Source organism: Sphingopyxis granuli, from assembly GCF_001559015.1.
In the GTDB taxonomy this organism is placed as follows: domain Bacteria; phylum Pseudomonadota; class Alphaproteobacteria; order Sphingomonadales; family Sphingomonadaceae; genus Sphingopyxis; species Sphingopyxis granuli.
Genome location: NZ_CP012199.1, coordinates 2,988,024 through 3,005,795, shown reverse-complemented (window position 1 = coordinate 3,005,795; position 17,772 = coordinate 2,988,024). Strand labels below are relative to the sequence as shown.

17 protein-coding genes are annotated in these 17,772 nt (G+C 67.1%); 12 read left to right on the top strand and 5 right to left on the bottom strand.

Annotation, left to right across the window (positions count from 1 at the left end; genetic code table 11):
* The first annotated feature begins 53 nt into the window (after positions 1 to 53).
* Positions 54 to 1,286, top strand: coding sequence for an NAD(P)/FAD-dependent oxidoreductase (locus tag SGRAN_RS13950; protein ID WP_067184587.1), 1,233 nt, complete (start codon positions 54 to 56; stop codon positions 1,284 to 1,286).
* A gap of 3 nt (positions 1,287 to 1,289) precedes the next feature.
* On the opposite strand, the gene SGRAN_RS13945 is transcribed toward SGRAN_RS13950, so the two are convergent.
* On the bottom strand, positions 1,290 to 1,910 hold the full coding sequence (locus SGRAN_RS13945; protein ID WP_067184584.1) for a DUF4126 domain-containing protein: 621 nt from the start codon (positions 1,908 to 1,910) through the stop codon (positions 1,290 to 1,292).
* Positions 1,911 to 2,029: 119 nt separating this feature from the next.
* Here SGRAN_RS13945 and SGRAN_RS13940 point away from each other — a divergent pair, with 119 nt between their 5' ends.
* Together SGRAN_RS13940 and SGRAN_RS13935 are read left to right on the top strand one after the other, a co-directional pair.
* A complete protein-coding gene (locus SGRAN_RS13940; protein WP_404950377.1) occupies positions 2,030 to 2,812 on the top strand; it encodes an NUDIX hydrolase in 783 nt (260 codons plus the stop codon).
* A 174-nt stretch (positions 2,813 to 2,986) separates the two neighbouring features.
* Entirely contained in the window at positions 2,987 to 3,229 is a 243-nt protein-coding gene (locus SGRAN_RS13935; RefSeq protein ID WP_076077951.1) for a hypothetical protein, read from the top strand.
* 547 nt (positions 3,230 to 3,776) lie between these two features.
* On the opposite strand, the gene SGRAN_RS13930 is transcribed toward SGRAN_RS13935, so the two are convergent.
* Entirely contained in the window at positions 3,777 to 4,655 is an 879-nt protein-coding gene (locus SGRAN_RS13930; RefSeq protein WP_067184578.1) for a carbon-nitrogen hydrolase family protein, read from the bottom strand.
* 86 nt (positions 4,656 to 4,741) lie between these two features.
* Between SGRAN_RS13930 and SGRAN_RS13925 the strand changes: the two genes are divergently transcribed.
* Entirely contained in the window at positions 4,742 to 7,678 is a 2,937-nt protein-coding gene (locus SGRAN_RS13925; RefSeq protein ID WP_067184575.1) for a M16 family metallopeptidase, read from the top strand.
* A gap of 18 nt (positions 7,679 to 7,696) precedes the next feature.
* On the opposite strand, the gene SGRAN_RS13920 is transcribed toward SGRAN_RS13925, so the two are convergent.
* Positions 7,697 to 9,481: a cation:proton antiporter domain-containing protein gene (locus SGRAN_RS13920; RefSeq protein WP_067111661.1), complete on the bottom strand. Its 1,785-nt coding sequence runs from the start codon at positions 9,479 to 9,481 to the stop codon at positions 7,697 to 7,699.
* Between the two features lie 50 nt (positions 9,482 to 9,531).
* Positions 9,532 to 10,746 (bottom strand): NADP-dependent isocitrate dehydrogenase, encoded by a 1,215-nt coding sequence (locus SGRAN_RS13915; RefSeq protein WP_067111658.1) that lies wholly within the window; start codon positions 10,744 to 10,746, stop codon positions 9,532 to 9,534.
* 157 nt (positions 10,747 to 10,903) lie between these two features.
* Between SGRAN_RS13915 and SGRAN_RS13910 the strand changes: the two genes are divergently transcribed.
* Both SGRAN_RS13910 and SGRAN_RS13905 read left to right on the top strand, forming a co-directional pair.
* Positions 10,904 to 11,638, top strand: a complete 735-nt coding sequence (locus SGRAN_RS13910; protein ID WP_067111655.1) for a phosphatidylserine decarboxylase — start codon at positions 10,904 to 10,906, stop codon at positions 11,636 to 11,638.
* Between the two features lie 11 nt (positions 11,639 to 11,649).
* Complete coding sequence (locus SGRAN_RS13905) at positions 11,650 to 12,420, top strand: CDP-alcohol phosphatidyltransferase family protein (RefSeq protein WP_067111652.1); 771 nt, start codon at positions 11,650 to 11,652, stop codon at positions 12,418 to 12,420.
* Here the strand turns inward: SGRAN_RS13905 and SGRAN_RS13900 are convergent.
* A complete protein-coding gene (locus SGRAN_RS13900) occupies positions 12,404 to 12,661 on the bottom strand; it encodes a hypothetical protein (protein ID WP_067111649.1) in 258 nt (85 codons plus the stop codon). The genes SGRAN_RS13905 and SGRAN_RS13900 overlap by 17 nt on opposite strands.
* A 322-nt stretch (positions 12,662 to 12,983) precedes the next feature.
* Here SGRAN_RS13900 and rpsB point away from each other — a divergent pair, with 322 nt between their 5' ends.
* The 6 genes from rpsB (at position 12,984) to SGRAN_RS13870 (ending at position 17,772) form a co-directional block, all read left to right on the top strand.
* Positions 12,984 to 13,808, top strand: a complete 825-nt coding sequence (gene rpsB, locus SGRAN_RS13895) for a 30S ribosomal protein S2 (protein WP_067111647.1) — start codon at positions 12,984 to 12,986, stop codon at positions 13,806 to 13,808.
* A gap of 133 nt (positions 13,809 to 13,941) precedes the next feature.
* Positions 13,942 to 14,868 carry a translation elongation factor Ts gene (gene tsf / locus SGRAN_RS13890; protein ID WP_067184572.1) on the top strand — a complete coding sequence of 309 codons (927 nt, stop codon included), beginning with the start codon at positions 13,942 to 13,944 and terminating at the stop codon, positions 14,866 to 14,868.
* 115 nt (positions 14,869 to 14,983) lie between these two features.
* Positions 14,984 to 15,706, top strand: coding sequence for a UMP kinase (gene pyrH, locus SGRAN_RS13885; RefSeq protein WP_067111641.1), 723 nt, complete (start codon positions 14,984 to 14,986; stop codon positions 15,704 to 15,706).
* Between the two features lie 24 nt (positions 15,707 to 15,730).
* Positions 15,731 to 16,285 carry a ribosome recycling factor gene (gene frr, locus SGRAN_RS13880; RefSeq protein ID WP_067111638.1) on the top strand — a complete coding sequence of 185 codons (555 nt, stop codon included), beginning with the start codon at positions 15,731 to 15,733 and terminating at the stop codon, positions 16,283 to 16,285.
* A gap of 165 nt (positions 16,286 to 16,450) precedes the next feature.
* The gene (uppS, locus tag SGRAN_RS13875; protein ID WP_067111636.1) at positions 16,451 to 17,095 is read left to right on the top strand and encodes a polyprenyl diphosphate synthase; all 645 of its coding nucleotides are present in this window, start codon (positions 16,451 to 16,453) and stop codon (positions 17,093 to 17,095) included.
* Between the two features lie 2 nt (positions 17,096 to 17,097).
* A complete protein-coding gene (locus SGRAN_RS13870; RefSeq protein WP_067111633.1) occupies positions 17,098 to 17,772 on the top strand; it encodes a phosphatidate cytidylyltransferase in 675 nt (224 codons plus the stop codon).

Below are 17,772 nucleotides of genomic sequence, written 5' to 3'. Positions count from 1 at the left end.
TGACTTGCCGGCCGTGCAAGGGACGCGCGACCCTGGGGGCAGGAGCGTTATCGATGCATTTTGAGGTATTGATTGTGGGCGGCGGTCACGGTGGTGCGCAGGTTGCGGTGATGCTGCGGACGCAGAAGTTTGCGGGGAGCGTTGCGATTGTCGGCGACGAGCCGGAGCTTCCCTATGAGCGCCCGCCCTTGTCGAAGGAGTATTTCGCGGGCGAGAAGGAATTCGAGCGCATCCAGCTCCGCCCGGCCAGATATTGGGACGAGCGCGACGTGACGATGCTGCTCGGCAAGCGCGTGGTCGGTGTCGACCCGGCGGCGCACACCGTCACGACCGACGGCGGCGAGACGATCGGCTACGGCAAGCTCGTCTGGGCGACGGGGGGCGCGCCGCGGATGCTGCCGATCCCGGGCGGCGACCTGCCGGGGGTGCAGGGGGTGCGCACCCGCGCCGATGCCGATGCGATGAAGGCGGCGTCGGAGACGGCGAGGCAGATCGTCGTGATCGGCGGCGGCTATATCGGGCTCGAGGCGGCGGCGGTGCTGACCAAGGCGGGCAAGAAGGTCGTGCTGCTCGAGGCGCAGGACCGGGTGCTCGCGCGCGTCGCGGGCGAGGCGCTGTCGCGCTTCTACGAAAAGGAGCATCGCGAGCATGGGGTGGACCTCCGGCTCGGCGTCTGCGTCGAGGCGATCGAGGGCGAGGCGCATGTCACCGGCGTTCGCCTGTCGGACGGCGAGGTCATCCCCGCCGACCTCGTCATCGTCGGCATCGGCATCGTCCCGGCGGTGGAACCGCTGCTCGCGGCGGGTGCCGAGGGCGCGAGCGGTAGCGGGGGCGTGCTCGTCGATCGCCATTGCAAGACGAGCCTTCCCGACATCTACGCGATCGGCGACTGCGCGGCGCACGAAAACCCCTTTGCCGAAGGCGCGGTGATCCGGCTCGAATCGGTGCAGAACGCCAATGACCAGGCCAATGTCGTCGCCAAAGGCATCGTCGGTGACGAAGCGCCCTATCATGCGATCCCGTGGTTCTGGTCGAACCAGTATGACCTCAAGCTCCAGACCGCGGGCCTGTCGACCGGGCACGACCGGGCGGTGCTGCGCGGCGACCCCGCGACGCGCAGCTTCTCGGTCGTCTATCTGAAGCAGGGCAGGGTGATCGCGATCGACTGCGTCAATGCGACGAAGGACTATGTCCAGGGCCGCATGATCGTCACCGCGGGGCTGCTGGCAACCCCCGGGCAACTCGCCGACACCCGGACCCCGCTCAAGGAACTCCTCGCACCCTGATGCTCACACAGCCCCGGGCGGCGCATCGCCAAGCGCCTGCTTCAGCGTCGTCCTGATGCCGCGCAGCAGACGGCGCAGCACCACGATGACGATCACCGCCGCAACCGACAGAAGCACCGCAATCCCAATGGCAAGCGGAGGATAGGCGATGGCGAGCGCCAGCAGCCCGCTCGTCGCGACGTCTTCGCCGGTCGAAACGGCCGCATTGCTGTAGGGTTCGGGGCTGACGTTGACGACCGCGCGTGTCGTCGCCTTCGCGCCGTGGCTCAACAACGCGCCGCCGCCGCCGAGCAGCAAGGCCACCACCTGCCAGGCCGGGTTGGACGAGTCGACCAGCGCCAGCGCGAGCAGTGCGCCGCCGAGCGGGCGGACGATGCCGTGAACCCCGTCCCAGATCGAATCGACCCACGCCACCTTGTCGGCCAGGAATTCGGCGAGGGTGCCGATCGCGGCGACGCCCAGCACCCATGGGTTGGCCAGGATCTGGAGCGCCTTCAGATGTTCGGGCAGCGGCAACCAGCCGAAATGCATCGCGATGCCGGTGACGAGGATCGTCAGATAGAGTCGCCATCCCGCCAGCAGACTCAGACTTCCGGCGACTCCCAATATCTCCAAGATTCCCAACGGTCCGCTCCCGCTGCAGCGCTGTCGGCGCCATCTTGCACCTGCAAGGGCGTCCCCGCAATGCCGGGATGACAAGCGCGGGCACGCGGCGTATCGCCTGGATCATGAATGATTCCACCTTGCGACCCCACGCGTCGCCGCCGGTGCCCGAGGGAGCGATCCCCGCCGCGACGCTCGTGATCATGCGGCCTTCCGACCATGGCGGTCCCGACGAGATATTGATGGTGAAGCGCGCGACGAACATGGCCTTTGCCGCCGGCGCGCTGGTGTTCCCCGGCGGTCGGATCGACCCCGACGATTATCTGGTTGCCGAGCGTCACGGCTTTGCGCCGCATGATCCCGAGGGCGCGGCCCGGGTTGCCGCGCTGCGCGAGACGATCGAGGAGACGGGGCTCGCGGTCGGCTGGGACGGGCTGCGCGACCGCGAAATCGCGGCCGTGCGGCGGGCGTTGCTGGGCGGGACGCTGCTGTCGGACATATTGGCGTCGCGCGACGAGCGGATCGCGCTCGACGCGCTCGTGCCCTTCGCGCGCTGGTGCCCCAATTTCAAGGAGGCGCGGACCTTTGACACGCGCTTCTATGCGGTGCCGGCGCCAACCCATGGCCACGAACTCACCGTCGAAGAGGCCGAGCACAGCCAGATTTTCTGGGCGAGTGCGCATGCGACGCTGGCGATGGCCGAGCGTGGGGAGGCATCGGTGATCTTTCCGACTCGGCGCAATCTGGAGCGGTTGGCGCAGCGGACGGATTTCGAGGATTTTGCAAGACATGCGGGGGAATATCCGATCGAGCTGATCACACCCTGGATCGAAGATCGCGGTGGACGGCCGTATCTGTGTATCCCGGAAGGGCTCGGCTATCCGGTGACTTCCGAGGCCTTCGAGCGCGCGCGGCGTAGCTGACACGAGTGCGATTTATCGACGCGTTAGCAATTTGATAGGAAATGATCGGCTAGGCCAAAACAGCATTGCAATTGCCGATGGTTACGCCTAGGAGGGCATTGCAGAACCAGATCGGGAGCGAGAGCTTTCTGGTGTGATTCGACAAGACCATTGATCCAGTGGACGGAGAATAAGATGAATCTGCTTAAGAAAGCTGCGGTCTCCCTCGCGGCGACCTCGATGATTGCGGCTCCGGTCGTGGCTTCGGCTGCTCCTGCGGCTGCCGCGTTCGACGGGGCTCGTGCGACCTCGACCGCCGAAGGCGAAAGTGAACTCACGGGTAGCGGTTGGATCATCGGCCTTCTCGCCCTGGCTGCCATCGTTGTCGGCATCGTGATCGCTTCGGACAACAACGACGACAACCCGACCAGCCCGTAATCGCGGCTCTTGTCGGAACCAGTTTCCGAACGGCCTCGAGCTCCTGCTCGGGGCCGTTTGCATATCTGGTGTCCGCGACTGCGTCGGTTTCTGACGGCATTCATGCATCGTGATGCTTCGCTTGCCGTCGCATTGGCGCCGATGCTGCCGTTGCTGGACCATGATGACATTAAACCGACTCGTCATTGCGAGCGGCGAAGCCGCGCGGCAATCCAGAGCGTGCGGTAACCGCTCTGGATTGCCGCGCGGCTTCGCCGCTCGCAATGACGAAGTGGGCAATCTACAGTCATCAGAATCCGGAGGGGCATGTGTTTGATCCGCGACACCCCGTCATCGTTCGTGCTGAGCTTGTCGAAGCACCGTTCTTCCGTCGGCAGCGTCGAAAGAAATAACTGCCCTTCGACAAGCTCAGCACGAACGGATTGGGCACGATTCCGATTTATCGCACGTCGCTCTACAGTTTGAAGCACGTATTTTCATTGACTGCCGGAAGGGCAGCGCCGTTTGCGGCGCGCTTGAACGGCCCCAGCATTTCCGAAACCGTCAGTCAGTCGTTCCGATCTCCATCGCAGACGCTGTCGATCATCGCCCGCCGCGCGGCGCGCGAGCGCGCCAAGGGAATGGCGGTACGGGCTTCCTGTCGGGCCTCTTTCGCAATGGGTACCAGCGCGAGCGTCGAGTCGCCTCCGGCTTCGACGATCTCGGCCAGAATGCGGCCCCATGGATCGACGGCCAGGCTGTGGCCATAGGTGGCGCGCCCGTCGGCGTGCGTGCCGCCCTGCGCCGCCGCGATGACGTGGCAGCCCGTTTCGATCGCGCGCGCGCGGAGCAGGACATGCCAATGCGCCGCGCCGGTCGGCACGGTGAAGGCGGCGGGAATCGCGATCACTTCGGCGCCGCGGTCGACCAGCGCGCGATAGAGTTCGGGAAAGCGCAGGTCGAAACAGATGCTCAGCCCCAGTCGGCCGAGCGGCGTATCGACCACGATCAGCGCGTCGCCGCCGGCATAGGCTGCCGATTCGGTCCAGTTCTCGCCCGACGGCAGCGTGACGTCGAACATGTGGATCTTGTCGTAGCGGGCCCGGATGCTGCCGTCGGCGGCGATGACATGGCTGCAATTGACGCGCCGGTCGCCCGTGTCGGCGAGCAGCGGCATCGAACCGCTGTGCAGCCAGATGCCATGGCGCAGCGCCATCGCCTGCAAAGCAGGCAGCCAAGCGCTGTCCGCTTCACGCCGGATATGCGGCGCCGACCGCTGGCGATCGCGGTCGAGCAATAGCGACATTTCGGGCAGGAAGACCATCGAAGCCCCCTGCGCCGCGGCTGCCGCCATCGCGCGGTCGATCGTCGCCAGATTCGCATCGGGGTCGATGCCGCTCGTCATCTGGACGAGCGCGGCGAGCGGGGCGGCGGCTTGCTGTTCCATCCCGATTGGCTAGGCCGATGTCTTTCCGGGGACAAGAGGGCGACGGTTCAGTGGCCAGCAAGGTTCGAAGGCGATACACTGGCGCGATGTCGATTTTTCTCACGCGCGCCGCGCGGCGCCGCTTTCCTGTTCTGCTGACTGCATGCGCGACCGCCATGCTGCTGCTCGCGCCCGTGCGCGCTCCGGCGCAAGAGGCTGCGACCTCGACACTCTCTTCCCCACAGGCCGCTGGCGACGATTGGCTCTATGCCGGAAGCGACATTCCGCGCGATGCCGGGTGGCGCTTCGGCACGCTCGCCAACGGGCTGCGTTATGCGGTCCGCAATAACGGGGTCCCGCCGGGGCAGGTGTCGATCCGGGTGCGGATGGATGTCGGATCGCTGTTCGAGACCGAGAAGGAGCGTGGCTTCGCTCATCTCCTCGAACATCTGACCTTCCGTGGATCGGTCCACATCCCCGATGGCGAGGCGAAGCGCATCTGGCAGCGTTTCGGCGTTTCCTTCGGCAGCGATACCAACGCCCAGACGACACCGACGCAGACGGTCTATCAACTCGACCTGCCCAGCGTGACGGCCGCCAATCTCGACGAGAGTATGAAACTGCTGTCGGGCATGATCCGCGAGCCGCGCATCTCGTCCGCGGCGGTCGAGGCCGAGCGCGGCGTCGTGGTTTCCGAACTGCGCGAATCGGACGGGCCGCAAAAGCGCATCGCCGATGCCACCAACGCCCATCTCTTTGCCGGCCAGCCGCTTGCCGACCGCTCGCCGATCGGCACCCAGGAAACGCTCGCCGGCGCGCGCGCCGACAGCGTCGCGGCGTTTCACGATCGCTGGTATCGCCCTGACCGCGCGGTCATCGTAGTTGTCGGCGATGCCGATCCGGCGGAATTCGAGCGGCTGATTGCCCGATATTTCGGTGACTGGAGCGCCGATGGATCGAATCCGACGCCGCCCGATTTCGGTACACCCGACCCCAAGGCGGCGGTCGCGCGCGAGATCGTCGAGCCGGGCCAGCCCGCGGCATTGACGCTCGCGATGATCCGTCCGTGGAAGAAGCGGATCGACACGGTTGAGAATACGCGGCGCCTCTATCTGGAATATCTGGCGCAGGCGCTCGTCAACCGGCGGCTCGAAAACCGGGCGCGCAGCGGCGGCAGCTACCTCGTCGCCACGGTCGGGCAGGAATATGTCAGCCGCAGCGCCGATGTGACGATGGCGCAGATCGTGCCGCTCGGCGATTGGAAGGCCGCGCTCGCCGATGTGCGCGGCGTGATTGCCGACGCGGTCCAGACGCCGCCGTCGCAGGCCGACATCGACCGCGAGGCGAACGAGATCGAGGCGTTCCTCGCCAAGGAGCTCGAAAATGCGCGTAACGAACCCGGCGCCCGCCTGGCTGATGACATGGTGCGAGCGGTCGACATCGGCGAAACCGTGACCAGCCCGCAGGGGCAGGTCGATATGTTCAAGGCGATCCGTGCGTCGGCGACGCCGCAGGTGATGCTCGACATCAGCCGCGCGATCTTTGCGGCGCCGGTGACGCGCGTCGTGCTGACGACGCCGACGGCGGTCGAGGGCGGGGACAAGGCGTTGCTCGCCGCGCTCGCCGTCCCCGCACAGATTCGCGATGACCGGCTGGCGGTGGCGAAGGTGGACATCGGCGAACTGCCCGCGATCGGCCAGCCCGGTACGATCGTGTCGGCGACGCAGATTCCCGGATTGCGTGCCGAACGGATCGAGTTCGCCAACGGCGTGACCGCGCTGGTGTCGAACAATGCGGTGGAGCCCGGCAAGGTGCGCGTCAACGTCCGTTTCGGATCGGGCAACCGCAGCGTTGCTGCCGACGCGCCCAATCTGTTGTGGACGGGCGATTATGCGCTGGTCGCCAGCGGCATCGGGCCCTGGGGTCAGAACGAGATCGACCAGATCACCAACGGGCGGCAGATTCAGCTCAATTTCGATATCGACGACGATGCCTTCGAGCTGGCGGCGGAAAGCAGGCCCGTCGACCTCGCCGACCAGATGAAGCTGATCGCCGGCAAGCTCGCCTTCCCACGCTGGGACGCTGCGCCGGTCGAGCGGCTGCGCGTCGGCTTTCTGACCGGTTACGACGTCAACGACGCGACGCCCAATGCGGTGCTCGACCGCAATCTGCGCGGCTGGCTGACCGCCGGGGACGCGCGCTGGGCGGCGCCCGACAAGGCGCAGATCGAGGCGCTGACGCCCGCGGCTTTCCGCAGCTTCTGGGAACCGCGGCTCGCGAGCGGGCCGATCGAGGTTCAGTTGTTCGGCGATCTTTCTTCGGTCGATTATCGTCAGATCCTCGCCGATACGCTGGGGGCGCTGCCGCCGCGCAGCCCGCTTGCACCGACCGAAGGGCAGGCGGTCGCCTTCGCGAAACACAGCAAAACGCCGATGATCGCCTATCACCGCGGCGAGCGTGGGCAGGCGGCGGCAATGACGGCGTGGCCGACGGGCGGCGGTCTCGCGGCGCCGCGCGACGCGCGCGCGCTCGACGTGCTGGCGGCGATCTTCAACGACCGGCTCTTCGATCGGCTGCGCGCCGAGCAGGGGGCCAGCTACGGGCCCGTCGTTGACAGCCACTGGCCGACCGCCTTCGACAGCGGCGGTTATCTGCTGGTCGGCAGTCTGCTGGCGCCGAAGGACATCGACCGTTTCTATGCGATCGCCCGCGGCATCGCCGCCGACCTCGTCGCGCGACCGGTGAGCGCGGACGAACTGGCGCGCAATGCGGGCCCGATCCGCGAGCAGGTCGCGCGCGCCTCGACGGGCAATCTCTACTGGATGTTCCTGCTCGAAGGCGCGACCCGCGACCCGCGCGTGGCGGCGGCGGCGCTGTCGATCGGGGAGGATATCTCCGCCGTCACCGCGGCCGACATCCAGCGTCTCGCGCGGCGCTATCTGAAGCCCGACCGCCAGTGGTCGGGGGTCGTCCTGCCGCAGGGAATGTCGCTCGCCGACGCGTCGGCGCTTGGCCGCGCGGATGGACGGGCCGGCGGGCAGTAGCGGAAAAGGGCCTGCTCCCTAGCCGTCCTCGCCGGGCAACGGCCGCAGCCTCTGGATGCGCGGCTCGCGGTCGAGGTGGCCCTTGGTCATGATGTCGTGGCGCATCTTCGCGCGCACGTCGTGGATCGACGCGATCACCGGCCCCATCGCGACGCCGAGGTCGATCAGCACCGCTTCGGCGAGTTGAAGCGAGCTTTCGAGCGTTTCGGGAACGGCATCGGTGGCGCCGGCCTGATAGAGGGCGGCGGCATGGTCGGCGCCGCGCGCGCGAGAGATGATCGGCAGGTCGGGATATTTGCGCCGCAGCCGCCGCGTCATGCGAAGCTGCTGCACCGGGTCGTCCATGGTCAGGACGACCGCTTCGGCGGTATCGATGCCCAGCCGGTCGAGGCTGCCCGGCCGTCCGACGTCGGCAAAGCGCACCGCGAAGCCGTCGCGCCGCGCCGCGGCGACGGCGTCGATGTCGGCATCGACCGCGATATAGGGGCGCTCATGCTCTTTCAGCAATCCGGCGACGATGCGACCGACGCGGCCGAAGCCGACGACGACGGTGCGCCGCGGCGGCGGTCCGTCGTCGTCGGCTTCGGCTTCGGCGACCCGTATCTCGATGCGCCGGGCGATGTCGTGGCCGACGCGTGCGAGCAGCGGCGTTATGGTCAGGCCGATCGCGGTGACGAGCTGCCAGAATTCGGCGGTGGTGCGGCTGATGATCTGCGCCTGGAGCGCGGTCGCGAGCACGATCAGCGTGGTTTCCGAGGGGCTGGCCATCAACAGCCCGACCTCGGCCGCGGTGCCGCGCCGCGCCGCGCCCGAAAAACGCAGCAGCGCGGCGGTGACGACCGCCTTGATCAGCACCACGCCGACCACCGCGGCGATGAGCTGCGGCCACAGTCCGGCAATCGTCCGCAGATTGAGCCCCATGCCGACGCTGATCAGGAACACGCCGAGCGCAAGTCCCTTGAACGGCGCGGTGATCGCCTCGACCTCGGTATGATATTCGGTCTCGGCGATCATCAGCCCGGCGAGCAGCGCGCCGACGATCGGCGACAGGCCGACCGCCGCGGTCGCCAGCGCGGCGACGATGACGACGAGCAGGCTGGCGGCCAGGAACAGTTCCGGATCCTTGGCGCGCGCCGCCTGCGCGAAGATGCGCGGCAGCAGGAACCAGCCGCCGATCGCCAGCGCCGCGACGACCAGCGCCCCCTGCCACAGCGTGGTCAGCAGCAGTTCGGCGCTGTCGCCCGACGCCGCCGGTGACAGGGCTGCGAGGATGAAGATGATCGGGACGAGCGCCAGATCCTCGAACAGCAGCATCGAAAAGGAGGCGCGGCCGACCGCCGACTGTGTGCCGGCGATGGGAAGGACGAGCGCCGTCGACGACAGCGCGAGCGCGATGCCCAGTCCGTAGGCCGATGCCGTCGATTGATCGCTGACCAGCATCAGCGCCGTGCCGAGGATCGCTCCGCCCAACAGCAGTTCGGCGGCGCCGATCCCGAACACCAGCTTGCGGAGTTGCCAGAGGCGGCGGAACGAAAGCTCCAGGCCGATCGAAAAGAGCAGCAGGATGATGCCGAGTTCGCCGAACAGCGCGATATCGTCCGGCGACGAGATGGTGACGTGCCTCAGCCAGGGATAATCGGCGGTGAAGCTTCCCAGCCCCGACGGCCCGACGAGCAGCCCGACGAGAATGAAGCCGATGACCGGCGAGATGCGGAAGCGCGCGAAGGCGGGTATGACGACGCCCGCCGCGCCCAGCACGACGAGGGCGTTGCCGATGGCGGATGTTTCGGCTTCGGTGACCATTGGCCGACCTTATGCAGGTCGGCCGGTCGTATCTCAACTTTTTTGGTTGGTTAGCCGCCCATTTTTTTGTCGAGATTCTCGACGATCGCCTCGAAGAAGCCTTCGGTGGTCAGCCAGTTCTGGTCGGGACCGATCAGCAGCGCGAGGTCCTTGGTCATCTTGCCGCTTTCGACCGTGGCGACGCAGACCTTCTCGAGGTCGTCGGCGAACTGCGTCACCTCGGGCGTGCCGTCTAGCTTGCCGCGGTGCTTGAGCCCGCCCGTCCACGCGAAGATCGACGCGATCGGATTGGTCGAGGTCGCCTTGCCCTGCTGGTGCATGCGATAGTGGCGGGTGACGGTGCCGTGCGCGGCTTCCGATTCGACCGTCTTGCCGTCGGGGGTCATCAGCACGCTGGTCATCAGGCCGAGCGAGCCGAAGCCCTGCGCGACGGTGTCCGACTGGACGTCGCCGTCGTAATTCTTGCAGGCCCACACGAACTTGCCCGACCATTTCAGCGCCGACGCGACCATGTCGTCGATCAGGCGATGCTCATAGGTAATGCCCAGTTCGTCGAACTTCGCCTTGAATTCGGTCTGATAGATTTCCTCGAACAGGTCCTTGAAGCGGCCGTCATAGGCCTTGAGGATGGTGTTCTTGGTCGACAGATAGACCGGCCACTGGCGCGCGATGCCGTAGTTGAGGCTGGCGCGCGCGAAATCGCGGATCGAATCGTCCAGATTGTACATGCCCATCGCGACGCCCGACGACGGGAACTGGAACACTTCCTCGTCGATGACGGTGCCGTCCTCGCCCTCGAACACCATGCGCAGCTTGCCGGGGCCGGGGACGCGGAAATCGGTCGCGCGATACTGGTCGCCAAAGGCGTGGCGGCCGACGACGATCGGGTCGGTCCAGCCGGGAACTAGCCGCGGGACATTCTTCATCACGATCGGCTCGCGGAAGACGACGCCGCCCAGGATGTTGCGGATCGTGCCGTTCGGCGACTTCCACATCTTCTTCAGGCCGAATTCCTCGACGCGGGCCTCGTCGGGGGTGATCGTCGCGCACTTGACGCCGACGCCATGCTTCTTGATCGCGTTCGCCGCCTCGACGGTGATCTTGTCGTCGGTGCGGTCGCGCTCCTCGATGCCGAGGTCGTAATAGTGCAGGTCGATGTCGAGATAGGGCAGGATCAGCCGCTCGCGGATCCATTGCCAGATGATCCGGGTCATTTCGTCGCCGTCGAGTTCGACGACCGGGTTGGCTACCTTGATCTTGCCCATGTGCGTGCCTTTTCCTGTGGGGAGTCGAATTGCAGGGCGCCTTAGGCAATGCGGCCCGATTGTTCAACCGCCGTGGTGATGCGCCTGATCGGGCGAGGCGCGGAACGATTGCACAACTCGATTGTCTCTTTGGAACCGCCCCCCTAGAAAGACCGCTATGTCCTCCACCATTTCCTCGAACCGTCCCGGCGGCGGCATCAAGTGGCGCTGGCCGTCGATCCATCCGGAGGGGCGCAAGTTCCTGTTGATCGCGGGCGTCGTCACCCTCTGCTTCTGGCTGCTGGGCTGGGAGATCGCCGGCTGGCTGATGTTCGGCCTGACCATCTGGGTTGCCGCCTTCTTCCGCGATCCGGTGCGCGTGACCCCGACGGCGCGCGACCTTGTCATCGCTCCGGCCGACGGGCTGGTCACCCAGATCGCAGAGGTTCCGCCGCCGATCGAGATCGCCGGACCCGACGGCCTCGGCGACGCGCCGATGCTGCGCGTGTCGATCTTCATGAGCGTCTTCGACGTCCATATCAACCGCACCCCGGTCGCGGGGACGCTGCGCAAGCTCGTTTATATCCCCGGCAAGTTCGTCAACGCCGACCTCGACAAGGCGAGCGAGGAGAATGAGCGCCAGCATTTCGTCGTTGAGCGCGCCGACGGGGTGCGGATCGGCTTTACCCAGATCGCGGGTCTCGTCGCGCGGCGGATCATGCCCTTCGTCAGCATGGGGAACGAGGTGACGACCGGACAGCGCGTCGGGCTGATCCGTTTCGGCAGCCGCGTCGACGTCTATCTGCCCGCAGGCACGACGCCGCAGGTGCTGCTCGGCCAGCGCGCGCTGGCAGGCGAAACCGTCATCGCGCGGATCGGTCACGCCGAGACGATCGACGGCATCGGGCAATAGGGGCGGCGGCGATGGATGGTGCCGATCGACAGGCGGATGCAGCCGAGCGCCGGATCGTCGGCCTGCCGCTGCGCGCCTTCGCGCCCAACGCGGTCACGGCGCTGGCGCTCTGCTTTGGGCTGACGGGGGTTCGCTTCGCGATCGGCGAGGAGTGGGAAAAGGCGCTCGCCGCGATCATCTTCGCGGGGGTGCTCGACGGGATGGATGGACGCATCGCGCGGCTGCTCCGCGCCCAGAGCCGCTTCGGTGCCGAGCTCGATTCGCTGTCCGACGTGATCGCCTTCGGCGTCGCGCCGGCGATGGTGATGTTCCTCTGGTCGCTGCAGGATGCGCCGAAATTCGGCTGGACCGCGGCGCTGGCGCTCGCGGTGTGCTGCGCGCTGCGCCTCGCACGCTTCAATTCGCGCATGGACGCCGATGTCCAGCCGCACAAGGCGGCGGGTTTTCTGACTGGCATTCCGGCGCCGGCCGGGGCCGGACTGGCCTTCGTCCCCGTCTATCTGTGGCTGGTGACCGGCGAGACGCTGTTCCGCGAATGGTATGTCGTGATGCCGTGGGTGCTCGCGATCGCGATGCTGATGATCTCCGCGATCCCCACCTATGGCTGGTCGTCGATCCGTCTGCGCCGGTCGTGGCGGCTCTTCGCGCTCGCCGGCGTCGGCCTGCTCGGTGCCGCGCTCGTCACCGCACCCTGGCACAGCCTGCTCGCGATCTGCGTCATCTACGTCGCATTGCTGCCGTTCGGCATCGCGAGCTATGCGCGGGTCAGGCTGCGCGGCTGAACAGCGGCTGCGCGGCCATCGCGCGCGAAACCGAACCGACGGGAAGACGGCGGGCGGGGCGCTGGCGCGTCGTCGCGGCGGCCGGAGCCGGGGAGGCCGGAACGCCGTCGGCCGGGAAAGCTCCGTCGCCCGCAAGCGCCGAAAGGATCGCATCGCCATTCGATGTCAGCATCGCCAGGATCACGGCGAGGCCAAGCCCCGCAGCAAGGGTGAAGAGGAGAGCGGCAGCGACCTGAAGCATCGACTTGTCCTTTCGGTTTCGGTCTGCGAAACCTCCCGCATCGGCATGACGGTTTCGCTATCCGCTTCGTTCCATGTTCATGATATGTTCTCAATCATCCTGCGATGAAGCGGTGCTTATCGTCGATGAATCGTTTTGACTGCGCCCGGCGTTCATGCGGCGGGCGTGCACCCGGCAGCGGCTTTTTCCTTGATTCCCGGCGGCGATGCGGCTAACGGCCCGCGCATTCCACATGGAAGGCGCACATACCGGTGCCGGGTCCATCCCTTCGCGGATGTCTCGGTTCTTGCCTTCCAGAGGACTAACCGGAAGGAGAAAGACCATGGCGGCACCTGTCGTCACGATGCAGAATCTTATCGAAGCGGGCGCCCACTTCGGCCACCAGACCCACCGTTGGAATCCGCGCATGAAGCCGTATATCTTCGGCGCGCGCAACGGCATCCACATCCTCGATCTGTCGCAGACCGTGCCGCTCTTCGCGCGCGCGCTCGACTTCGTGTCCTCGACCGCGGCGGCGGGCGGCAAGGTGCTGTTCGTCGGCACCAAGCGCCAGGCGCAGGGGCCGATCGCCGACGCCGCGCGCGCATCGGGTCAGCATTTCGTCAACCACCGCTGGCTGGGCGGCATGCTCACCAACTGGAAGACGATCTCCAATTCGATCCGCCGCCTCAAGACGCTCGAGGAACAGCTTGCCGGCGACACCTCGGGCCTCACCAAGAAGGAAGTGCTCAACAGGACGCGCGAGCGCGACAAGCTTGAACTGAGCCTTGGCGGCATCCGCGACATGGGCGGCATTCCCGACGTGATGTTCGTGATCGACGCGAACAAGGAAGAGCTGGCGATCAAGGAAGCGAATGTCCTGGGCATCCCGGTCGTCGCGATCCTCGATTCGAACGTCTCGCCCGACGGCATCGCCTTCCCGGTTCCGGCGAACGATGACGCCGCGCGCGCCATCCGCCTATACTGCGAAGCGGTCGCCCAGGCGGCGACCCGCGGCGGCCAGCAGGCGCGCGTCGATCGCGGCGAGGACCTCGGCGCGGCGGTCGAGCCGATCGCCGAGCCCGTGCTCGCCGAAACCCCGGCGACCGAGGACGAGCAGGTTCCGGCCGAAGCGGCTGCCGAAACCGAGCGTCAGAGCGACGCATAAGCGCGCTGCGTGACGGGCCGGCGCCGCGACAGGCGCCGTCCCTGTCATCCTCCTGTCTTGTCGCGCCGCCATGCGCGCGGCGCAGCGGCGGGCCGATCCGATGGCCCGCCCCCCTTTTGGAAAGGATCACCCCATGGCTGAGATCACGGCCGCCCTCGTCAAGGAACTGCGCGAACGCACCGGCGCGGGCATGATGGATTGCAAGAAGGCGCTCGCCGAGAATGACGGCGACATCGAAGCGTCGATCGACTGGCTGCGCACCAAGGGTCTCGCCGCCGCCGCCAAGAAGGCCGGCCGTGTCGCCGCCGAAGGGCTGGTCGGCGTCGTCACCGACGGCACCCGCGGCGCGATGGTCGAGGTCAACAGCGAGACCGACTTCGTCGCCAAGAACGAACAGTTCCAGGGCTTCGTCCGCGACGTGACCCAGGTCGCGCTGGCCGGCGACATCGCCGACATCGACGCGCTGGGCGCCGCCGCCTATCCCGCGGGCGGCTCCGTCGCCGAGGCGCTGACGCAGAACATCGCCACGATCGGCGAGAATCAGTCGCTGCGCCGCGTCGCCATCCTCTCGGTCGGCTCGGGCGTCGTCACCGGCTATGTCCACAACGCCGCCGCGCCGGGTCTCGGCAAGATCGGCGTGCTCGTCGCGCTTGAATCGAGCGCCGGCGCCGATGTCCTCGAACCGCTCGGCAAGCAGCTTGCGATGCACGTCGCCGCCGCCAACCCGCTCGCGCTCAACGGCGACGAACTCGACGCCGAACTGATCGCTCGCGAACGCGCGATCGCCGAGGAAAAGGCCGCCCAGTCGGGCAAGCCCGCCGATATCGTCTCGCGCATGGTCGACGGCACGATCGCCAAGTTCCGCAAGGAAAACGCGCTGCTGTCGCAGCCGTTCGTGATCGACGGCAAGACCCCGGTCGCCGAAGTCGTCGCCGCCGCCGGCAAGGACGTCGGCGCGGACATCACCCTCAAGGGCTTCGTGCGCTTCCAGCTTGGCGAAGGCATCGAGAAGGAAGAGAGCGACTTCGCCGCCGAAGTCGCCGCTGCCGCCGGCCGCTGATGACGATCCGCGGCTGCCGCCCGATCGGTGCGGCAGTCCGCTTGGCAATGGCGCGCACTCTGACTAGGGTGCGCGCCATTGGTTTTTCGACCCCTTGGTGAAGGTTCTCCTCGACATGGCATTGCCCGGCATGAAACGCATCCTGCTCAAGCTGTCGGGCGAGGCGTTGATGGGCACGACGCCGTTCGGGATCGACCCCGACACGGTCGCGAGCATGGCGGCCGAGGTCAAGGCGGCGAAGGATCGCGGGCTTGAAATCTGCCTCGTCATCGGCGGCGGCAACATCTTCCGCGGCATGGCGGGCGCGGCCAAGGGCATGGACCGCGCGCAGGCCGACTATATGGGGATGCTCGCGACGGTGATGAACGCGCTGGCGATGCAGAATGCGCTTGAACAGCTTGGCGTGGAGACGCGCGTCCAGTCGGCGATCGAAATGGACAAGGTGTGCGAGCCCGTCATCCGCCGCCGCGCCGAACGCCATATGGAAAAGGGGCGGGTGGTGATCTTCGCCGCCGGCGTCGGCGCGCCCTATTTTACCACCGACAGCGGCGCGGCGCTGCGCGCGGCGGAGATGAAGTGCGACGCACTGCTGAAGGGCACCAGCGTCGACGGCGTCTATAATGCCGATCCCAAGCAGGACCCGACGGCGGTGCGTTACGACCGGCTCGGCTACGACCGCGTGCTTGCCGACAATCTGAAGGTGATGGACGCGAGCGCGGTGGCGCTGTGCCGCGACAATCAGATTCCGATTGTCGTGTTCAACATCCGCGAACCCGGCAATCTGGCCCGCGTGCTGGCAGGCGATGGCGTATGCACCGTCGTCGGCGACGCGGCCTGAGACCGCATAGAAGAGGACAAGACGATGGCGAAATATGACAAGGCCGACCTCGATCGCCGCATGCACGGCGCGGTCGAATCGCTCAAGCACGACCTTGCGGGGCTGCGCACCGGCCGCGCGCATACGGCGCTGCTCGATCCGGTGACGGTTGAGGTCTATGGCTCGCACATGCCCCTCAACCAGCTTGCGTCGATCAGCGCGCCCGAACCGCGGATGCTGTCGGTGCAGGTGTGGGACAAGTCGAACGTCGGCCCGGTCGACAAGGCGATCCGCGCCGCCGGCCTGGGCCTGAACCCGATCGTCGACGGTCAGGTGCTGCGCCTGCCGATCCCCGAGATGACGCAGGAGCGCCGCAAGGAACTGTCGAAGCTTGCCGGCCAATATGCCGAAAAGGCCCGCGTCGCGGTGCGTAACGTCCGCCGCGACGGGATGGACGCGCTGAAGCAGGACGAGAACAAGAAGGAAATCAGCGAGGACGACCGCAAGCGGTCGGAGACCGAGGTGCAGAAGCTGACCGATTCGGTCATCGCCGAAATCGACGCCGCCGCGAGCGCGAAAGAAAAGGAAATCCTCGGCTAGTGCCCTCCCGTCCCCGCCTCTCTTTCGTTCGCATCGAGCGAAGTCGAGATGCCCATCCTCGTTGCGCGATGCTGACGGGTGTCTCGACTTCGCTCGACACGAACGGATTCTGAAGGCGCTCTCGTGACCACCCCCTCCCACGGCGCACGGCATGTCGCCATCATCATGGACGGCAATGGCCGTTGGGCGAAGAAGCGCTTTCTGCCGCGCGTCGCCGGCCACAAGGCCGGGGTCGAGGCGGTGCGCAACATCGTGCGCGCCGCGGCCGAGATGGAACTGGAGGCGATGACGCTCTACGCCTTCTCCTCGGAAAACTGGAAGCGGCCCGAGGAAGAGGTCAGCGACCTGATGGGGCTGATGAAGCGCTTCATCCTGAGCGATCTCGACGAATTTGCCGCCAACGACGTCCGGCTCAAGGTCATCGGCGACTGGCGCGCATTGGCACCCGACGTCGTCGCGCTGATCGAGGATGCAATCGCGCGCACCGCGGGGAACAGCCGCACGACGCTGGCCGTCGCGCTCAACTATGGCGCGCAGGATGAACTGGTGCGCGCCGCGCGCGCGGCCGCCGCGGAAGGCGGGATCAGCGCGCAGGCGATCGAGGCCCACCTCGACACGGCCGGCCTGCCGCCGCTCGACCTGCTCATCCGCACTTCGGGCGAGGTGCGGCTGTCGAATTTCCTGCTTTGGCAATCGGCCTATGCCGAACTCTATTTCACCGATACGCTCTGGCCCGATTTCAAGCCGGCCGACCTGCGGGCGGCGCTCGACCATTTTGCGCGGCGCGAACGCCGCTTCGGGGGATTGTGACGATGGCGGCAGCAAAATCGGATCTGGGCGTCCGCGTCGGCTCGGCGATCGTCCTCTTCGCGATCGCGGGCGCGGCACTGTGGTTCGGCGGCATCGCCTTCGGGCTGCTGCTCCTTGTCGGCGCGGCGCTTCTGCTCGTCGAATGGTTCGCGCTCGTCCGCGCCATGGCGCTCGGCGGCGGCGCGCGCGGGGCCTTGGCGCTGCTCGGTCCGCTGCTCGTGCTCGGCGCGGTGGGTGGTCTCTGGCATATCCGCGACCAACTGGGCGTCACCGCGGCGCTGTGGGTGTTCGGCATGGTCTGGGCGACCGACATCGGCGCCTATTTCGCCGGCCGCGCCTTCGGGGGCGCGCGGCTTGCTCCGGCGATCAGCCCATCGAAGACCTGGTCGGGGCTGTTCGGCGGCATGATCGCGGCACTGGTGGCCAGCGCGACGATCGGCGACCGCGCGGGGATCGTCGGCATTCCGCTGTGGATCGGCCTGTTCATGGGGCTGCTCGCGCAACTCGGCGACTTGGGCGAAAGCTGGATGAAGCGCCGCGCCGGCGTCAAGGATTCGGGCAGCCTGATCCCCGGTCATGGGGGCGTCTTCGACCGCGTCGACGGCTTGCTGCCGGTGGCGCTGGTGCTCGGCGCACTGGCTTTCGCGGGGCAGATCGCGGTGCGGGCGGCGGGCTGA